Consider the following 14,786-nt stretch of genomic DNA (forward strand, 5'->3'; position numbering starts at 1 on the left):
CTATCTATGGGGTCAATACAGGAGACAATCATGGCCAATGACAAGAATTTTTTCGTCCGGGCATTTGACGCGATGGTCGCCAGCCGCGAACTGACCGCCAAGCGCTATGTTGCGCAGTTCGAGCGCGACTATGGCAAGCACAACCGCCCGTTAACGAAGCGGTAACGGGCTCTGCGAGTCCCGCAGGGCTGGTGTTCGGTTTTGGGCCTAACGGATCGTTGCGAATAGGCCTAAACAGATGATGACGACGGCAGAAGGCCCAAGTCAGAGTGCATGGAGATGATGATGACTGAGAGCAAGAACGATTTTCGCAAGACACTGGGTTCGGTAATCGATGCCCGCGGTCGCGAGTCCGGTCGCCAGGTCAGCTACCGCATGCAGCACCAGCTGATCGGTGCTTTCACCAAGCGCCCATAACGCCAAACGCGTTATATCACTGACGATCTTTTTGAGATCCCCGGAGCCTGCTTCGGGGATTTTGCTTGTCCCATGTTCCGATAGTGCAACTCGACGCGGGTCGACCGAGCCAAAACAGCGAAGCTCAAGGTTAACAGTCTGCTAACCGATTGGCGCCTTCGGTGGTGCCAAATCGACTGTGCTGCTACTTCATTTCCAGCATCAAAGTGGTCCAGTCCTTGCGCTGCAGCTTCTGCGTCAGCGTCATGCCCTGGCGGGCATAGGCGTTGATCACGCCGCGCGCCTGGTGCTGCAGAATACCCGACAGGATAATGGTGGCGCCCTTTTCTGCCGCCTTGCCGACGGCCGGGGCCAGGGCCATCAGCGGCCCGGCCAGGATATTGGCGACGATCAGGTCATAGGGACCATTTTGCGTGATGGTGGGGTGGGTTAGCCCGGTCGCCTCGACGGCGACGATGAGCTTGCCGACGCCGTTCTGCTCGGCATTGGCAATGGTGGTTGTCACCGAAATGGGGTCAATATCGCTGGCAATGACCGGGGTGCGGGTGCGCTTGGCCAAAGCAATGGCCAGCACGCCGGTGCCGGTGCCGACATCGATCATGTGGCGGGGTTTTCTGCGCTTGAGCAGCAGGTTTATGGCCTCAAGACACCCGGTGGTGGTTTCGTGATGGCCGGTGCCAAAGGCCTGGGCGGCGTCGATCTGCATGGCGGTGAGGCCGCCGGGGATCGGGCCGGTCTCGTGGCTGCCATAGACATAAAAGCCGCCGGCAATGACCGGGGCCAGGCCCTCGAGCGACTTGGCCACCCAGTTGAAATCCGGGTCGATTGGCGACACGGAAAATTCCACGGTGCCACCAAGGGTTTGGCGCGCCAGTTCAACAAATCCTGCAAGATCGGGCGGGCTGTCGCAGGTGGCCTCGAAGAACCATTCGCCGGTCTCTTCGTTCTCGTGCGCCGATGCGGTCAGCGCCAGGTCGTCGCGCTCCATCACCGCATCGACCAGGGCATAGGCCTGATCCTTGGAGAGCGGGGCGGAGAGCTGATCGACGGACATGCTGATTTCCTTGGGCTTTTGGTCTTGTTGCGCCATCGGCGTGCGGGCGTCAATGCGAACTTATCCCCGCAGCGGCCGCGCATGCTAGCTTTGCAGGAATGCGGGCAGGGTGGGAATTGGCCTTCCAGCGCAAGCAGGGAGAGGCTATTGGCGGGTAGTATCGTGTGAGAGAATCATATGTCCCGACTGCCGCGTCGTGTCGTGGTGGTGGCCGTAGTCGCCATCATCGTTCTCAGTTTGAGCTGGCTTCGCTATGTCACCAATAGCGTTAGCCTCTATGACGAGGTCGGCATCACGCTCAATAGCTGGATGCCGGCGCCGATCCGCCAATGGGGCTGTGACCAGCTGCAGGCCAACTTCCCCGGTGCCCTGCCGCCCCATGGCTGCAGCACGGGCGACGGGACGAGCTGGCTCTAGTTAAAGCTTAACTGCAGTGCCCGAGATCGACACCATCAGCATCGAGCCGCCCTGGCCGACGACTTCATAATCGAGATCGACGCCGACCACCGCGTCGGCGCCCATGCGCTCGGCCTCGTAGCGCAGTTCCTCATGGGCCTGGCGGCGCGCATCGCGCAGCGCGCCCTCATAGGCCCCGGCGCGGCCGCCGACGATGTCGCGAATGCCGGCAAACAGGTCCTTGAAGATATTGGCGCCGACAATGACCTCGCCGGTGACGATGCCGAGATATTCCCGAACGGGCCGGCCTTCGAGCGTGGGGGTGGTGGAGATGATCATGGGGTGGGGCCTCGTGTGGTCGTGTCAGAGATAGGCCAGCACAGCCGGCGGGGAAACCCCGCAGCGGCGTTTTTTGCCCGATTTGTGGACAGATGAAAGTCAGCAATAGACGAATGGATGCTATATATAAGTATTTTATAGTACGTAGAAATAGTCCGTCCTATATTTCTACATTTAAACTTTGCTGTCTTGTCAGGTTGTTGTGTTAGGAGAATAACAACGAACTGTCATAATCAGGTCGGTGTTAACGATGAACGATGTGAATTACGCGGATCGGCGCTTTTCGAGCCGAGCGCCGAGGCTGACCCTTCATCTGTCATGCTCGGTTCCCCTATCCTACTCAGACCTTGCAGAGGTCCTGAAGGACGTGGAAAGCATCTACAAGGTATCGGCACAGGAGGTTGTTGCCCGACTTACGAGCAGACCATCATCAAAACCCGATGTCCGTCTTTTGGCGTCAGAGTTCAGGTCGGGATCGCTGGAGATTTTTACCGATCCAATATTCACCGGCGTTGTGTCCGGGGTGGCAGCCAACGTTATCTACGGCGTCTTTATCCATGTGATGCAGCGGATAAAGGGGCGCGCGCCCAGTGAGAATGGCAACGGACCGGCCCTCGACGAAGAAGCCAACATCATTTCGTCGGAAAAACTGAAAACTGCCAAAGCCAAGTCCATGGAAAAGACGAATGCTCCGCGGCGACGTCTAAAGGAAAAGTCACGGACGCACGAGTTGCATATCCGCATTACCTACCGCGAGAAGACAATCGAAGTCCTCGACTAGCGCTCACCCCTTGCTCACAAAGCTCTCCAGCACCTTTTTCCGGCCGGCCTTTTCGAAGTCGATGCTCAGTTTGTTGCCCTCGATATCGGCGATGGTGCCGTAGCCGAATTTGAGGTGGAACACGCGTTCGCCCATGCCGTAGGCGGATTTGTCATTGCCGATATCGACCGAGCGGGCGACGAGGTCGCCGTCGATGGTCATGGGGCCGGCGCTGCGGCGGCTGGCCTGGTTGGCGCGGGCGCGGGCCCAGCCGGGGGTTTCATAGACGCTCTCGAAGGGGTCGGCCTTGTTGAAGCGGCTTGAGGCGCCGCCGCCGTAGCCATAGCCGCCATAGGAGGAGCCGGTATCGGTGACCTCCACCGCGTCGGCGGGCAGTTCATCGAGAAAGCGGGACGGAATGGCCGACTGCCAGAGGCCGTGGATGCGGCGGTTCTGCGCGGCGGAAATGCGCACGCGCTTGCGGCCGCGGGTAATGCCGACATAGGCCAGGCGCCGCTCTTCCTCGAGCCCGGCGCGGCCGCTTTCGTCCATCGAGCGCTGGCTGGGGAAGGTGCCTTCCTCCCAGCCGGGCAGGAAAACCGTGTTGAATTCCAGGCCCTTGGCGCCATGCAGCGTCATGATGGTGACGGCATCGGCAGCGTCGGTATTGTCGCGGTCCATGACCAGGGAAATGTGTTCGAGGAAGCTGCCCAGGGTGTCGAACTCCTCCATGGCGCGGCTGAGTTCCTTGAGGTTTTCCTTGCGTCCCTGCGATTCCACGGATTTGTCGGCCGTGAGCATGTCTGTATAGCCGCTTTCCTCGAGGATCTGCTCTACCAGCTCGAAGGGCCGCAGGCTCTGGGCCTGCATGGTCCAGAAATCGAACTGGCCCACCAGAGCCCGCAAGGTGGTGCGCTGCTTGGGCTTGAGCTCTTCGGTATCGACCAGCATGCGGATGGCCGAGAGCAGGGGCACATTGGCGGCGCGGGCGGCGCTGTGCAGCAGCTGCACCGTTGAATCTCCCAGGCCGCGCTTGGGGACGTTGATGATGCGGTCCAGCGCCAGATCGTCGGAGGGCTGGGCGACGAGGCGCAGATAGGCCAGGGCGTCGCGGATTTCCTTGCGCTCGTAAAAGCGCGGGCCGCCGATGACGCGGTAATTGAGGCCCAGGGTGATGAAGCGCTCTTCGAATTCGCGCATCTGGAAGGAGGCGCGGACCAGGATGGCCATGGAATTGAGCGGATCGCCATCGCGCTGATACTGCTCGATCTGCTCGCCGATGGTGCGGGCTTCCTCCTCGCTGTCCCAGACCTGGGTGACGGCGACCAGCTCGCCGAGTTCGGCGACATCGGTCTGCAGCGTCTTGCCGAGACGGCTTTCGTTGAAGGCGATGATATTGCTGGCGGCTTTGAGGATATTGGCGGTGGAACGGTAATTGCGCTCGAGCTTGATCACCTTGGCGCCGGGAAAATCCTTTTCGAAGCGCAGGATATTGTCGACTTCGGCGCCGCGCCAGCCATAGATGGACTGGTCGTCATCGCCGACGACGCAGATATTGGCCTCGCTGGTAGGTTTCCCCTGCGCCAGCAGCCGCAGCCAGAGATATTGGGCGACATTGCTGTCCTGGTATTCGTCCACCAACATGTATTTGAAGCGGCGATGGTAGTCGGCCAGCACGTCGGGATTTTCGCGGAACAGGCGGATACATTCGAGCAGCAGGTCGCCGAAATCGGCGGCATTGAGGGATTTGAGCCGCGCCTGGTAGGCGTAATAGAGCTTGCCGCCCAGGCCATTGGCATAGGAGCCGCTATCGGCCACCGAGACGTCCTTGGGCAGCAGGCCCTTGTTCTTCCAGCCATCCATCATCGAGGCGAAGAGCTTGGCGGGCCAGCGCTTTTCGTCGATGTTTTCGGCGTCGAGCAATTGCTTGATCAGCCGGATCTGGTCGTCGGTATCGAGAATGGTGAAGGAGCTGGTCAGCCCCACCAGCCCGGCATGGGCGCGCAGCATGCGGGCGCCGATGGAGTGGAAAGTGCCCATCCAGGGCATGGCTTCGAGGCGCGGCACCAGCTTTTCGATGCGCTCCTTCATTTCCCGCGCGGCCTTGTTGGTGAAGGTCACCGACAGGATCTGCGAGGGCCAGGCGCGGTTGGTATTGATCATGTGCGCGATGCGGGTGGTCAGCACGCGGGTCTTGCCGGTGCCGGCGCCGGCCAGCACCAGCAAAGGGCCGTCGAGGCTTTCCACCGCATCGCGCTGCTCGGCGTTCAGGCCCTGCAGGTAGTCAGGCACCTGGCTCAACTTGAACTGGCCGGTTATGGCCCCGGCTGTCGGGCGGGCGGGGGGGGGAGAGTCACCGGACATAGAAGGCCTTTCCATCGCTGCGCGCCGGTCCAGGCGCATCAGCGCGGCGATTGACGAATCTTGATTTGTTCTCCTGCGAATATAGGGACGGGCAGGGGGATTGTATAGAACGGGGGGCCGTCACCGATCTGTCATAGTGGCGTCATGGAAGTGTAGCCGGGCCGGCTTATGGCACCCCTTGAACTCAAAGGGGGATATCCATGTCGCAGACAAAACTTCTCGTCGCGCTCACGGCCACGCTGCTGGCCACGACCGCCAATGCCGGTGCTGCTGAATTTTTCAACCGCATTTCCAGCTTTCCGGTGGCGCTGAACAATCCGGATGCCGAAGAGACCTCTGCAGAGATCATCACGGTTTCGGAAGACGGCATGACGATGATCTATTCGGACAGCCCGGCTGGCGGCATCGGCTTTATCGATATCACCGATCCCAAGGCGCCAGCTGCCAAGGGCTTCCTGTCGCTGAATGGCGAACCCACCACGGTCGTGGTCATCGGCGACAAGGTGTTTTCCGGCGTCAATACGTCTGAGAGCTTCACCGCCCCCTCGGGCAATCTTTCGACCATCGATCTGGCCAGCCAGACTATCGAGGCCAGCTGCGATATTGGCGGGCAGCCCGACTCCGTGGCGCGCAATGGTGACGGCAGCCTGATCGCCATCGCCATCGAGAATGAGCGCGACGAAGACGTCAATGACGGCGAAATTCCGCAAATGCCGGCCGGTTCGCTGGCGCTGCTGAACGTGGTCGATGGCGTCGTCGACTGCGACAGCCTCAAGATCGTCGACATGACCGGTCTGGCCGAGGTCGCCGGCGATGATCCAGAGCCGGAATATGTCTCGATCAACAGCCTCAACGAGGTCGTGGTCTCGCTGCAGGAAAACAACCACTTCGCCATCGTCGACGGGAATACCGGCGAGGTCAAAAACCACTTCAGCGCCGGCGCCGTGGACCTGGTCAATATCGATACGCTCGACAACGGTTCGCTCGATTTCACCGGTTCGCAGGACGGCGTGCTGCGCGAACCCGACTCGGTCAAGTGGATCGATGACGACCGTTTCGCCGTCGCCAATGAGGGCGACTATAATGGCGGATCGCGCAGCTTCTCGATCTTCTCGAAAACCGGCGAAGTGCTCCATGAGAGCGGCGCCGATCTCGAAATGATCGCGGCGCAGATGGGCCATTATCCGGACAAGCGCTCCGATGCCAAGGGTGCCGAGCCCGAGGGCATGGACGTCGCCACCTTTGGCGAGAACACCTATATCTTTGTCGGCCTCGAGCGCGCCTCGCTGGTCGGGGTCTATAAGGATACCGGTGCCGAGCCCGAATTCGTGCAGGCGCTGCCCTCGGGCGTTGGTCCGGAAGGGGCGGTCGCCATTCCGTCGCGCAACCTCTTCATCACCGCCAATGAAAACGATCTGGGTGCCGATGGCCTGGCCCGCAGCCATGTCAATATCTTCGAACTGGCCGAGGCCGAAGCCCCGACCTATCCCCACATCATCAGCGACCTCGACGCCGATGGCCGCCCGCTGGGCTGGGTCGCCCTGTCAGGCCTGGTTGCCGATGCCGAAAAGCCCGGCATGCTGTTCGGCGTGTCCGACAGCTTCCTGGGCAACCAGCCCTCCATCTACACCATCGACGCAACCAGCCAGCCGGCCCGGATCACCGCCAAGACGGTGGTAACCCGCAATGGCCATCCGGCGCAAAAGCTCGATATCGAGGGCATCGCCCTTGATGGCGAAGGCGGGTTCTGGCTGGCCTCGGAAGGCCGCAGCGACCGGCTGATCCCGCACGCGCTCTACCGCGTCGGCGCGGATGGCGCGATCGAGGAAGAAGTGCCGTTCCCGGCCGAACTGCTGGCCGAGGAAATCCGCTTTGGCGCCGAAGGCGTCACCGTGGTCGGCACGGGCGACGACACCACGCTGTGGATCGCCATGCAGCGCGAGTGGAAGAATGACGCCAAGGGCGTCGTCAAGCTGGTGTCCTACAATCCCGCTTCGGGCGAATGGGGCGCCGTCAACTATCCACTGGAAGCCCCGGCTGAAGGTGCCTGGGTCGGCCTCAGCGAAATCACCGCACATGGCGATCTGGTCTATATCGTCGAGCGTGACAACCAGATCGGCAGCAAGGCCGTGCTCAAGGCGCTCTACAGCGTGCCGGTTGCCGAACTGGTGCCGGGTGCCCTGGGTGGCGAGCTGACCACGGTCACCAAGACGCTGGTGCGTGATTTCGTGCCGGACCTGACCTCGACGGGTGGCTATGTGCTCGACAAGGTCGAAGGCTTTGCCATCGATGCCAGCGGCGAAGGCTTTGCCGTGACCGACAATGACGGCGTGGATGACAGCTCGGGCGAGACCATGTTCTGGTCGATCGGCGCGCTGTAAGCTGCCTGCTACGGCATGATCTGGCGGCCGGTCCCAACGGGGCTGGCCGCCATCTCTTTTCTGGCGGGCCTGTCGGCCCGCATGCCTGCGCCGACGATCGTGAAATGGTTACGTGTATTCAAGGCAATGGCGGGGTTGCGCCGGGGCCGCTCTTGCCTACACTCTGACCCATCAATCCGGATGATCCACGTGCTGTGCTGAACCGCATCTACATCGTTGTTGGCCTGCTGGCGATCATCGTGCTCGGTGGGGCGTTCGTTGCCCCATACCTGATCCAGTGGGGCGATTATCGCAGCCGCATGGAGGCGCTGGCCAGCCAGGCGCTGGGTACGCCGGTGACCATTCGCGGCGACATTGCCTTTGCCCTGCTGCCGCAGCCGCGGCTCAATTTTTCCGACGTGCTGGTCGGCTCGCCGGAAGAGCCGGCCGCGACGGTGGACAGCGTCGACGCCGAATTCTCGCTGATGGATTTCCTGCGCGACAATTATGACGTGACCAAGCTGGTGCTGAGCGGGCCGGTCATCGATTTCAGCATCGACGAAAGCGGGCTGTTCGGCAGCGGCGTCAGCCTGGCCGGCGCCGGGGGCGGGGTAGCGCTGGGCCAGGCCAGCATTGTCGATGGCACGATCCGGCTGCTGGACCGGCGCGTCGGCCAGACCATGCAGGCAACCAAGGTCGAGGGCGAATTGAAGCTGTCGAGCTTCAGCGGGCCGTTCCAGCTGCAGGGGTCGGCGGAATATCAGGGCGCCCGCTATGGGCTGCGCGTCAATGCCGCAGCGCTCGATGCGGCCGGTTCGATGCAGCTATCGAGCTTCGTGCAGGCCGAGGGCGGGGCGTTTTCTCTTGCCGCCGAAGGGCTGTTCACGCCGGGCATCGCGCCCAAATTCGATGGCACGATGACCTATCGGCAGACGCCGCCGGTGGCCGCGCGGGCCGATGATATCCGCGGCGATCTGGTGCTGGAAAGCAAGCTGGTGGCCTCGACCGACCGCATCGTGCTGTCGGGCTATACGCTGCAGCCGGACCAGAACCGCGCCGGCACGCGGCTGACCGGGGCGGCAAGCATCCAGCTCGGCGCCCGGCGCAGCTTTGATGCGGTGGTTTCGGGCGGGGTGTTTTCGCTGCCGCCGCGCGACGCCAAGGAAGATGCCACCGCCTTGCCCTATGAGGCGGTGCGGTTGCTGACCGAATTGCCGGCGCCACTGATCCCGCCCCTGCCGGGGCGCATCGGCATCGACCTGGCCGAAGTGGGGTTGCGCGGCTTTGCGCTGCGCGATGTGCGGCTGGATGCCAGCAGCGACGGGCAGAGCTGGACCGTCGAGCAGTTTCTCGCGCAACTGCCGGGTGATACCGGCGTCCAAGCCAGCGGGCAGCTGGACCGGGAAGGCGATCAGCCGGCATTTCGCGGGACCTTCGCCATCAACAGCGGACGGCTCGATGGCCTGGCCCAGCTCTGGCGCAAGCCGGAAGACGACACGGCGCTGTTCAATCAAGGCGGGACGCTGGCGGGCAATGTGATGCTGACCGGCGATGCGCTGCGCGTCAGCGAGGCGCAGCTGACGCTGGCCGAGGCGCCCCATGCGGTGGAGCTGCGGATCGGCTTTGGCGCGGAACAGCGGCTCGACGTGGTCGGGCATTTTGCCGATCTCGGTCGGCAGGGCAGTGCGGTGCTGGGCGCGCTGCTGCCTGACTGGGTTGCCGAACCGCGCTTTGGCATCAGCTTCCCGGAGGGAAGCTTTTCGCTGACCGGGCAGGCGGCCCGGGTGCTGGGCCAGGATGGCACGGCGCTGGTTGCCGAGGGGCAGTGGACGCAGAACGCCATCAGCTTTTCCCGGCTCTCGGCCGGCGACTGGGGCGGGTTGGGCTTCGATGCAGCCTTCACCGCGTCGGGGAATCTCGTGGCGCCGCGGCTGGCCGGATCGGGCCGGATTGCGGTGTCGGCGGCGACGGCGCCGGCATTGGCCGGGCTCTATGACCTGCTGGGCACGCCGCCGGCCTGGCGCGACTTCATGGCGCGTTCGGCCCCGGCTGAGGTGCTGGTCGATCTCGAGCCCGGCGATGGCGACGGGCAGATCCTGACGCTGGGCGGCAAGCTGGGCGTCGCCCGGCTCGACCTGCGGGCGGAACTGGACGGCGGGATCTCTGCGCTGCGGACGGCGCCGTTGCAGCTGACGGCAACGCTGGAGGCCGAAGATTCGGCGGCGCTGGGCGAGCAGATCGGGCTGGGCCAGGCGGCCCTGTTCGACAGCGACGACATGATGGTCAGCCTGCGGCTCGACGGCACGCCGAGCAACAGCCTCGACAGCCGGATCAATATCAGCGCAGGCGAGGAATATCTGGGCTTTGCCGGGTTCCTGGTGAGCACCGATGCTGGCGAGGTGCAGGGCACCGGGTCGCTGGACATGGCCCTGGGCGATGCGGGTGGGCTGGCGCGGATCATCGGCGCGCCGGGGATCAGCCTGCCAGAGGCCAGTGGCAGCGCGCTGCTGCACTTTGAAGGCGACCGGCTGGCGCGGCTGAGCGAAATTGAAGGCAAATCCGGCGAAGCCGGTTTTTCCGGCACGCTGGGCCTGACGCGGACGCGCGATGGCGGCGTCGTGGCCGGCGACATTGCTGTCGATACAGCATCGGTTGAGGGCCTGGCAGTGACGCTGTTTGGCCGGGCGGCGATGGTCGGCGGCGATGGCGGCTGGCCCGAGGGGCCGATCAGCATTGGTGAGCAGGCGCGGACGGTGCGGGGCAGTGTCGCCGTGACGGCCGGGGGTGTCACGGCTGGGGGCAATGAGCGGCTGGGGGTAACAAGCTTTGAGCTGGTCTGGGATGAGACGCGGCTGCGGCTGGCGCGGTTCGAAGCGGTGCTGGGCGCCGGCACGGCCAGCCTCGATCTGGCGGTGTGCTGCGCCGGGCCGCTGGCCGACAAGACGGTCAGTGGGCGGCTGAGCCTGAGCGGTGCGGCCATAGCCGGGATCGCCCCGCCCGCGCTGGCCGAGGCGCTGACGGGCGTGCTGGAAGGCGGTGTGCAGGTCGACGGCACCGGCGCCAGCATTGCCGAAGTGCTAGGCGCGCTGGCCGGGGAGGGCAATTTCACTGTAACCGATTTTGCCGCTTCGCAGCTGTCGCCGCAGGTGTTTCCGGCACTGGCTGGGCTCAGTGACGTGTTGAACATGGATGGCGATGCGCTGCGCACCATCATTGCCCAGAGCCTCGAACAGGGGCCGTTTGCGGCGCCGTCGGCGGCCGGCGCCTTCACCATTGCCGGGGGCGTGCTACGGCTGACCAATTTCCTCGTCGATGGCGCCGGAGCGCGGCTGGCCGGGGATCTGACCCTTGGGCTGGAAAGCCTGGGCCTGGGGGGCGAATTCGCCCTGACGCCCAATGGCTTTGAGGATGCCGGCGGGCTGATCGGCGCCGATACGGCCCGCATCTTCAGCCGGATCGGCGGCACGCTGCTGGCCCCCATGGCGCAGCTTGACCTCGATGAAATGGTGGCCGCCATCCAGGTGCGGGCCAATGAGCTGGAAGTCGATCGCCTCGAGGCCTTGCGGGCAGCCGATGCCGAACGGCAGCGCGCGGCGGCTGAGGAGCGCAACCGGCTGATTGCCGAGCAGCGGCGGCGGGCGGCCGAAGAGGCCGCGGCGCGGGCGGCGGCCGAAGAGGCGGCGCGGCTGGCCGAGGAAGCCGCGGCACAGCAGGCGCTCGAGGCGCCACCGCCCGCTTCCGAGCCGGCACAAGCCAATCCTGCGCCGTCAGGGCCGCTTTATCTGGGTCTGCCGCCGCCGCAGCTGCCGCCCTCGACAGGCCTGCCCGGTACCTAGAGCGCCGTGCTGCCTGCAGCCGGTGTCTCCGCCTTGCGGCGATACCAGTCGAGCACGGCCAGGCGCGCCGCCGATGACAGATTGGTGGTCTGTCGGTCGGCGTCGATGCTGGCGATCAGGGCGGTCATGGTTTGTCCGGCCTCACCCGCCATCAGTTCCAGCGCCGCCCAAAATTCGGGCTCGAGCGCAATGGACGTGCGGTGGCCGGCGATGGACAGGGAGCGCTTGTCCATCGGCAGGAGTCAGGGCTTCTTGCGGAAAGCGTCGAGGCTGACGACCTTTTCACCGGGCTTTTCGCCTTCGGCGCCGGCTGTGCCGGCCTCTGCCTCGACGGCGTCGTCCTCGGCAGCTTCGACCATTTCGGCACCCGGCGCGGTCTGCGGATCAAACTGCAGGCCGAACTGGACCGACGGATCAAAGAAGCCCTTGACCGCCGAGAACGGGATGACGAGGGTTTCGGGAATGCCGTCAAAAGAGAGGCCGACTTCAAAACCGGTCTCGGAAACCTTGAGGTCCCAATACTGGTTCTGGATGACGATGGTCATTTCCTTGTCATACTGGCCGAGCAGTTTTTCGCTCAGACGCACGCCAGGGGCACGTGTCAGGAAGGAAATGAAGAAGTGGTGTTCGCCCGGCAGGCCGGTCCTGGCGACTTCCGCCAATACCTTGCGCACGACGCCGCGCAGGGCTTCCTGAGCGAGAATATCGTAGCGCATGTGGTCTTCGGCCATGGTCACCCTTCCGGTGCTGAGAGATAGAATCCCGAACGGCCCATATCAGCCCTACGTTCCGTGCGATTTCAAGAACTAAAGCTTGTCGGCTGCCCGGCACCTGAAAATGCAAGTGCAGGCTTCTGTTGCCAGGTGCCTGCGAACCCCGCCTGTCACCCGGCTAGGGGTGGAGGACTTAATTTCCCAATGCTAGCACTGCTTACGCAGCGAGAGCGACTGGAGCCTTATTGTTGTCATTTGCAACTATAAGTTTCGGACCGATAACGGTGGTACCTCACCGAGCAAAAGCACACCCTTTACACCCTCGTCGATCCTGTTTCGCCCCCATTGGCTGCCCCGAAAAGGGGTAGATGGTGGAGGCGCCGGGTACTGCCCCCGGGTCCGAATGGCTTATTACGATGACAATTTATCGCCATAGCTCTTGCGAGCAATCCCTATATAGGCGCGCTGCCGGTGCGATGCAAATGCTGCGACAAATTTCTGCGTGATCCCGGCGGTACACCGGCCCCCGCATGGCGCTTGTCCCGGTACGGCGTCATGCGCTAACGTCATCGTGATGGTTTTCGCCCCCGCATGCGCGGGGCGGATGAAAAGGGAACACGGTGCGGCGTATCCATCAGGAGCCAAAACCGTGGCTGCCCCCGCAACTGTAAACGGTTTTCGGCCGCAAAATGCCACTGACGCCAGGTCGGGAAGGCGCGTGCCGATGCAATCCGTGAGCCAGGAGACCTGCCATCACATGCGAGCACAGCAGTGCTCTTTGACGACAGCAGGCCGCACGGTGGGTGCGGAGAGGAGCCAGACATGCATATCGAACCGGGCATCGTTGACGGTGCCAAGATTACCCTGAGCTACGCCACGGCCGCCGGATCGTTCGGGCTGGCCGCCAAGATGGCGCTCGACACGATTCGCACCGAAGGCGCCGGCGCCCTGGCGCTGCGCAGCCTTTGCACCACGGCGCTGGTGTTCAGCTTCTTCGAGGTGTTTCCACACCATGCCGTCGGCGTGTCGGAAGTCCACCTGATCCTGGGCTCGACCCTGTTCCTGATCTTTGGCGCCGGCGCGACCGGGCTGGGCCTCGCCCTGGGCCTGCTGCTGCAGGGCCTGTTCTTTGCGCCCTTCGACCTGCCGCAATATGGCATGAACGTCACCACGCTGCTCGTGCCGCTCTATGCCATGACCTTCCTGGCCAAGCGCATCATTCCGCAGGCCACGGCCTACAAGGATGTCGGCTATGGCCAGGCGCTCATGCTGTCGACCGCCTATCAGGGCGGCACGGTCGCCTGGGTTGCCTTCTGGTCGCTCTATGGCGGCGGTCTCGGGGCACAGAACCTGGCAGCCACGGCCAGCTTCGGCGCCGCCTATATGCTGGTGATCGTGCTGGAGCCGCTGATCGACCTTGGCGTACTGGCTTTGGCCAAGCTGACCGGCGGTTTCAAGGGCCTGCCGCTTTTGCACAACCGGCTCTACAGTCCCGCTGTCTAGGCATTCAGGCGGTCCCAAAACTTGGGGCCGCCACCCCTGCATGTCGCCGTTTTAACGCCGTGGCAGGGGCGATCGGGGTATAGTCCGGCCAGCACTAATGTGGTGAGGCTGGCATGGCGACGACGACATCTGACAAGCTCGGTCACGCGGCAGAGCGGTTTCTGGACAAGGGCGAGACCGCGCTCAATGCGCGCGAGCGGCATGTGCTGGAAAAGGCGCTGAGCCGGCAGACCCTCTCGCTGGACACCAGCAAGACCTTTGACGAGGACGCCACTTTCGGCCAGCGGCTGGCCGATGGCGTGGCCTCGTTTGGCGGCTCCTGGACATTCCTCATCATCTTCGGCGTGGCCCTGCTGGCCTGGGTGGCCAGCAATCTGCTGCTGGCCGGCGGGGCACCCGACCCCTATCCCTTCATCTTTCTCAACCTGATCCTGTCGATGCTGGCGGCCGTCCAGGCGCCGGTCATCATGATGAGCCAGAACCGGCAATCGGCCAAGGATCGCCTCGTCACCAGCCACGACTACGAGTGCAATCTCAAGGCCGAGATCGAGATCATGGCGCTGCATGACAAGATCGACCAGATGCGCAATGACGATCTCAAGCGGCTGATCGGCCAGCAGCAGGAGCAGATCGCCCTGCTGACACGCCTGGTGCAGGGCCATCTTGGGGACGGTGCCAAGCCGGATGGTGCAGAACCCGCCTGAGAGTCAGCGTTTCCAGGCCATGCCCATATAGACGTCGCCTGCCCGCAGTTCGGCGAGCATCTGCTCAAGGTGCTTGCGCTTGGTGTCGTCGCGCTTCACCTTGTTGATCCACAGCAGGTAATCATTGCGCTGATAGGGCGGGCGGGCCTCATAGGCCTGGAGCAGGCCGCGGGCGTCGAGCGCCTCCCGGACGAAGTCGGGCATCGCTTCTCGTGGCCGCAAAGGCCGCAGGACCGGGCTCATCTTGTTTCCTCATCGACCTGGTGACGAAGGTGTTCAGCGACCATATCGCCCCCTCAATCACGATCGCGGCCAAGCTATTAAAGCATTGCTGACACGT

At 63.5% G+C, this 14,786-nt stretch carries 14 protein-coding genes, 1 other RNA gene and 1 riboswitch; of the genes, 8 read left to right on the forward strand and 7 right to left on the reverse strand.

Annotated features, from left to right (window positions below; all coding sequences use genetic code 11):
• The first annotated feature begins 30 nt into the window (after positions 1-30).
• Positions 31-165, forward strand: coding sequence for a hypothetical protein (locus GDR53_RS19880; protein ID WP_269802194.1), 135 nt, complete (start codon positions 31-33; stop codon positions 163-165).
• A 120-nt stretch (positions 166-285) separates the two neighbouring features.
• The gene (locus GDR53_RS19885; RefSeq protein ID WP_269802195.1) at positions 286-417 is read left to right on the forward strand and encodes a hypothetical protein; all 132 of its coding nucleotides are present in this window, start codon (positions 286-288) and stop codon (positions 415-417) included.
• A 184-nt stretch (positions 418-601) separates the two neighbouring features.
• Here GDR53_RS19885 and GDR53_RS14865 read toward each other — a convergent pair whose 3' ends face one another.
• Positions 602-1,471 (reverse strand): 50S ribosomal protein L11 methyltransferase, encoded by an 870-nt coding sequence (locus GDR53_RS14865; RefSeq protein ID WP_193335239.1) that lies wholly within the window; start codon positions 1,469-1,471, stop codon positions 602-604.
• 177 nt (positions 1,472-1,648) lie between these two features.
• Between GDR53_RS14865 and GDR53_RS14870 the strand changes: the two genes are divergently transcribed.
• Positions 1,649-1,888 (forward strand): hypothetical protein, encoded by a 240-nt coding sequence (locus tag GDR53_RS14870; RefSeq protein WP_193335240.1) that lies wholly within the window; start codon positions 1,649-1,651, stop codon positions 1,886-1,888.
• Here the strand turns inward: GDR53_RS14870 and GDR53_RS14875 are convergent, their stop codons facing one another.
• The gene (locus tag GDR53_RS14875; protein ID WP_193335241.1) at positions 1,889-2,206 is read right to left on the reverse strand and encodes a heavy metal-binding domain-containing protein; all 318 of its coding nucleotides are present in this window, start codon (positions 2,204-2,206) and stop codon (positions 1,889-1,891) included. It lies immediately after the preceding gene.
• Between the two features lie 250 nt (positions 2,207-2,456).
• Here GDR53_RS14875 and GDR53_RS14880 point away from each other — a divergent pair, with 250 nt between their 5' ends.
• Complete coding sequence (locus GDR53_RS14880) at positions 2,457-2,987, forward strand: hypothetical protein (protein WP_193335242.1); 531 nt, start codon at positions 2,457-2,459, stop codon at positions 2,985-2,987.
• 3 nt (positions 2,988-2,990) lie between these two features.
• On the opposite strand, the gene GDR53_RS14885 is transcribed toward GDR53_RS14880, so the two are convergent.
• Positions 2,991-5,330, reverse strand: a complete 2,340-nt coding sequence (locus GDR53_RS14885; protein ID WP_232846640.1) for an ATP-dependent helicase — start codon at positions 5,328-5,330, stop codon at positions 2,991-2,993.
• A gap of 200 nt (positions 5,331-5,530) precedes the next feature.
• Here GDR53_RS14885 and GDR53_RS14890 point away from each other — a divergent pair, with 200 nt between their 5' ends.
• Entirely contained in the window at positions 5,531-7,711 is a 2,181-nt protein-coding gene (locus GDR53_RS14890) for an esterase-like activity of phytase family protein (protein WP_193335244.1), read from the forward strand.
• A gap of 194 nt (positions 7,712-7,905) precedes the next feature.
• The gene (locus tag GDR53_RS14895; RefSeq protein ID WP_193335245.1) at positions 7,906-11,526 is read left to right on the forward strand and encodes an AsmA family protein; all 3,621 of its coding nucleotides are present in this window, start codon (positions 7,906-7,908) and stop codon (positions 11,524-11,526) included.
• On the opposite strand, the gene GDR53_RS14900 is transcribed toward GDR53_RS14895, so the two are convergent.
• From GDR53_RS14900 to ssrA, 3 genes are all read right to left on the reverse strand, one after another.
• Entirely contained in the window at positions 11,523-11,759 is a 237-nt protein-coding gene (locus tag GDR53_RS14900) for a ribbon-helix-helix domain-containing protein (RefSeq protein WP_193335246.1), read from the reverse strand. The two genes, GDR53_RS14895 and GDR53_RS14900, sit on opposite strands and share 4 nt — an antisense overlap.
• A gap of 9 nt (positions 11,760-11,768) precedes the next feature.
• The gene (locus GDR53_RS14905) at positions 11,769-12,257 is read right to left on the reverse strand and encodes an SspB family protein (protein WP_193335247.1); all 489 of its coding nucleotides are present in this window, start codon (positions 12,255-12,257) and stop codon (positions 11,769-11,771) included.
• Between the two features lie 111 nt (positions 12,258-12,368).
• Positions 12,369-12,725, reverse strand: a transfer-messenger RNA (tmRNA) gene (gene ssrA, locus GDR53_RS14910).
• A 72-nt stretch (positions 12,726-12,797) separates the two neighbouring features.
• A riboswitch (cobalamin riboswitch) is annotated at positions 12,798-13,008 on the forward strand.
• A 53-nt stretch (positions 13,009-13,061) separates the two neighbouring features.
• Between ssrA and GDR53_RS14915 the strand changes: the two genes are divergently transcribed.
• Positions 13,062-13,742 carry an energy-coupling factor ABC transporter permease gene (locus tag GDR53_RS14915; protein ID WP_193335248.1) on the forward strand — a complete coding sequence of 227 codons (681 nt, stop codon included), beginning with the start codon at positions 13,062-13,064 and terminating at the stop codon, positions 13,740-13,742.
• Positions 13,743-13,855: 113 nt separating this feature from the next.
• Entirely contained in the window at positions 13,856-14,446 is a 591-nt protein-coding gene (locus GDR53_RS14920) for a DUF1003 domain-containing protein (RefSeq protein ID WP_193335249.1), read from the forward strand.
• A gap of 3 nt (positions 14,447-14,449) precedes the next feature.
• Here the strand turns inward: GDR53_RS14920 and GDR53_RS14925 are convergent, their stop codons facing one another.
• A complete protein-coding gene (locus GDR53_RS14925; RefSeq protein WP_210321341.1) occupies positions 14,450-14,650 on the reverse strand; it encodes a YdeI/OmpD-associated family protein in 201 nt (66 codons plus the stop codon).
• Positions 14,651-14,786: the final 136 nt, after the last annotated feature.

This window comes from Devosia beringensis (assembly GCF_014926585.1).
In the GTDB taxonomy this organism is placed as follows: domain Bacteria; phylum Pseudomonadota; class Alphaproteobacteria; order Rhizobiales; family Devosiaceae; genus Devosia; species Devosia beringensis.

What these genes read in the sequence shown, in the direction of transcription:
- GDR53_RS19880 (WP_269802194.1), top strand. Translation starts at nt 31, where the DNA reads ATGGCCAATGACAAGAATTTTTTCGTCCGGGCATTTGACGCGATGGTC.
- GDR53_RS19885 (WP_269802195.1), top strand. Translation starts at nt 286, where the DNA reads ATGACTGAGAGCAAGAACGATTTTCGCAAGACACTGGGTTCGGTAATC.
- GDR53_RS14865 (WP_193335239.1), bottom strand. Translation starts at nt 1,471, where the DNA reads ATGTCCGTCGATCAGCTCTCCGCCCCGCTCTCCAAGGATCAGGCCTAT.
- GDR53_RS14870 (WP_193335240.1), top strand. Translation starts at nt 1,649, where the DNA reads ATGTCCCGACTGCCGCGTCGTGTCGTGGTGGTGGCCGTAGTCGCCATC.
- GDR53_RS14875 (WP_193335241.1), bottom strand. Translation starts at nt 2,206, where the DNA reads ATGATCATCTCCACCACCCCCACGCTCGAAGGCCGGCCCGTTCGGGAA.
- GDR53_RS14880 (WP_193335242.1), top strand. Translation starts at nt 2,457, where the DNA reads ATGAACGATGTGAATTACGCGGATCGGCGCTTTTCGAGCCGAGCGCCG.
- GDR53_RS14885 (WP_232846640.1), bottom strand. Translation starts at nt 5,330, where the DNA reads ATGTCCGGTGACTCTCCCCCCCCCGCCCGCCCGACAGCCGGGGCCATA.
- GDR53_RS14890 (WP_193335244.1), top strand. Translation starts at nt 5,531, where the DNA reads ATGTCGCAGACAAAACTTCTCGTCGCGCTCACGGCCACGCTGCTGGCC.
- GDR53_RS14900 (WP_193335246.1), bottom strand. Translation starts at nt 11,759, where the DNA reads ATGGACAAGCGCTCCCTGTCCATCGCCGGCCACCGCACGTCCATTGCG.
- GDR53_RS14905 (WP_193335247.1), bottom strand. Translation starts at nt 12,257, where the DNA reads ATGGCCGAAGACCACATGCGCTACGATATTCTCGCTCAGGAAGCCCTG.
- GDR53_RS14915 (WP_193335248.1), top strand. Translation starts at nt 13,062, where the DNA reads ATGCATATCGAACCGGGCATCGTTGACGGTGCCAAGATTACCCTGAGC.
- GDR53_RS14920 (WP_193335249.1), top strand. Translation starts at nt 13,856, where the DNA reads ATGGCGACGACGACATCTGACAAGCTCGGTCACGCGGCAGAGCGGTTT.
- GDR53_RS14925 (WP_210321341.1), bottom strand. Translation starts at nt 14,650, where the DNA reads ATGCCCGACTTCGTCCGGGAGGCGCTCGACGCCCGCGGCCTGCTCCAG.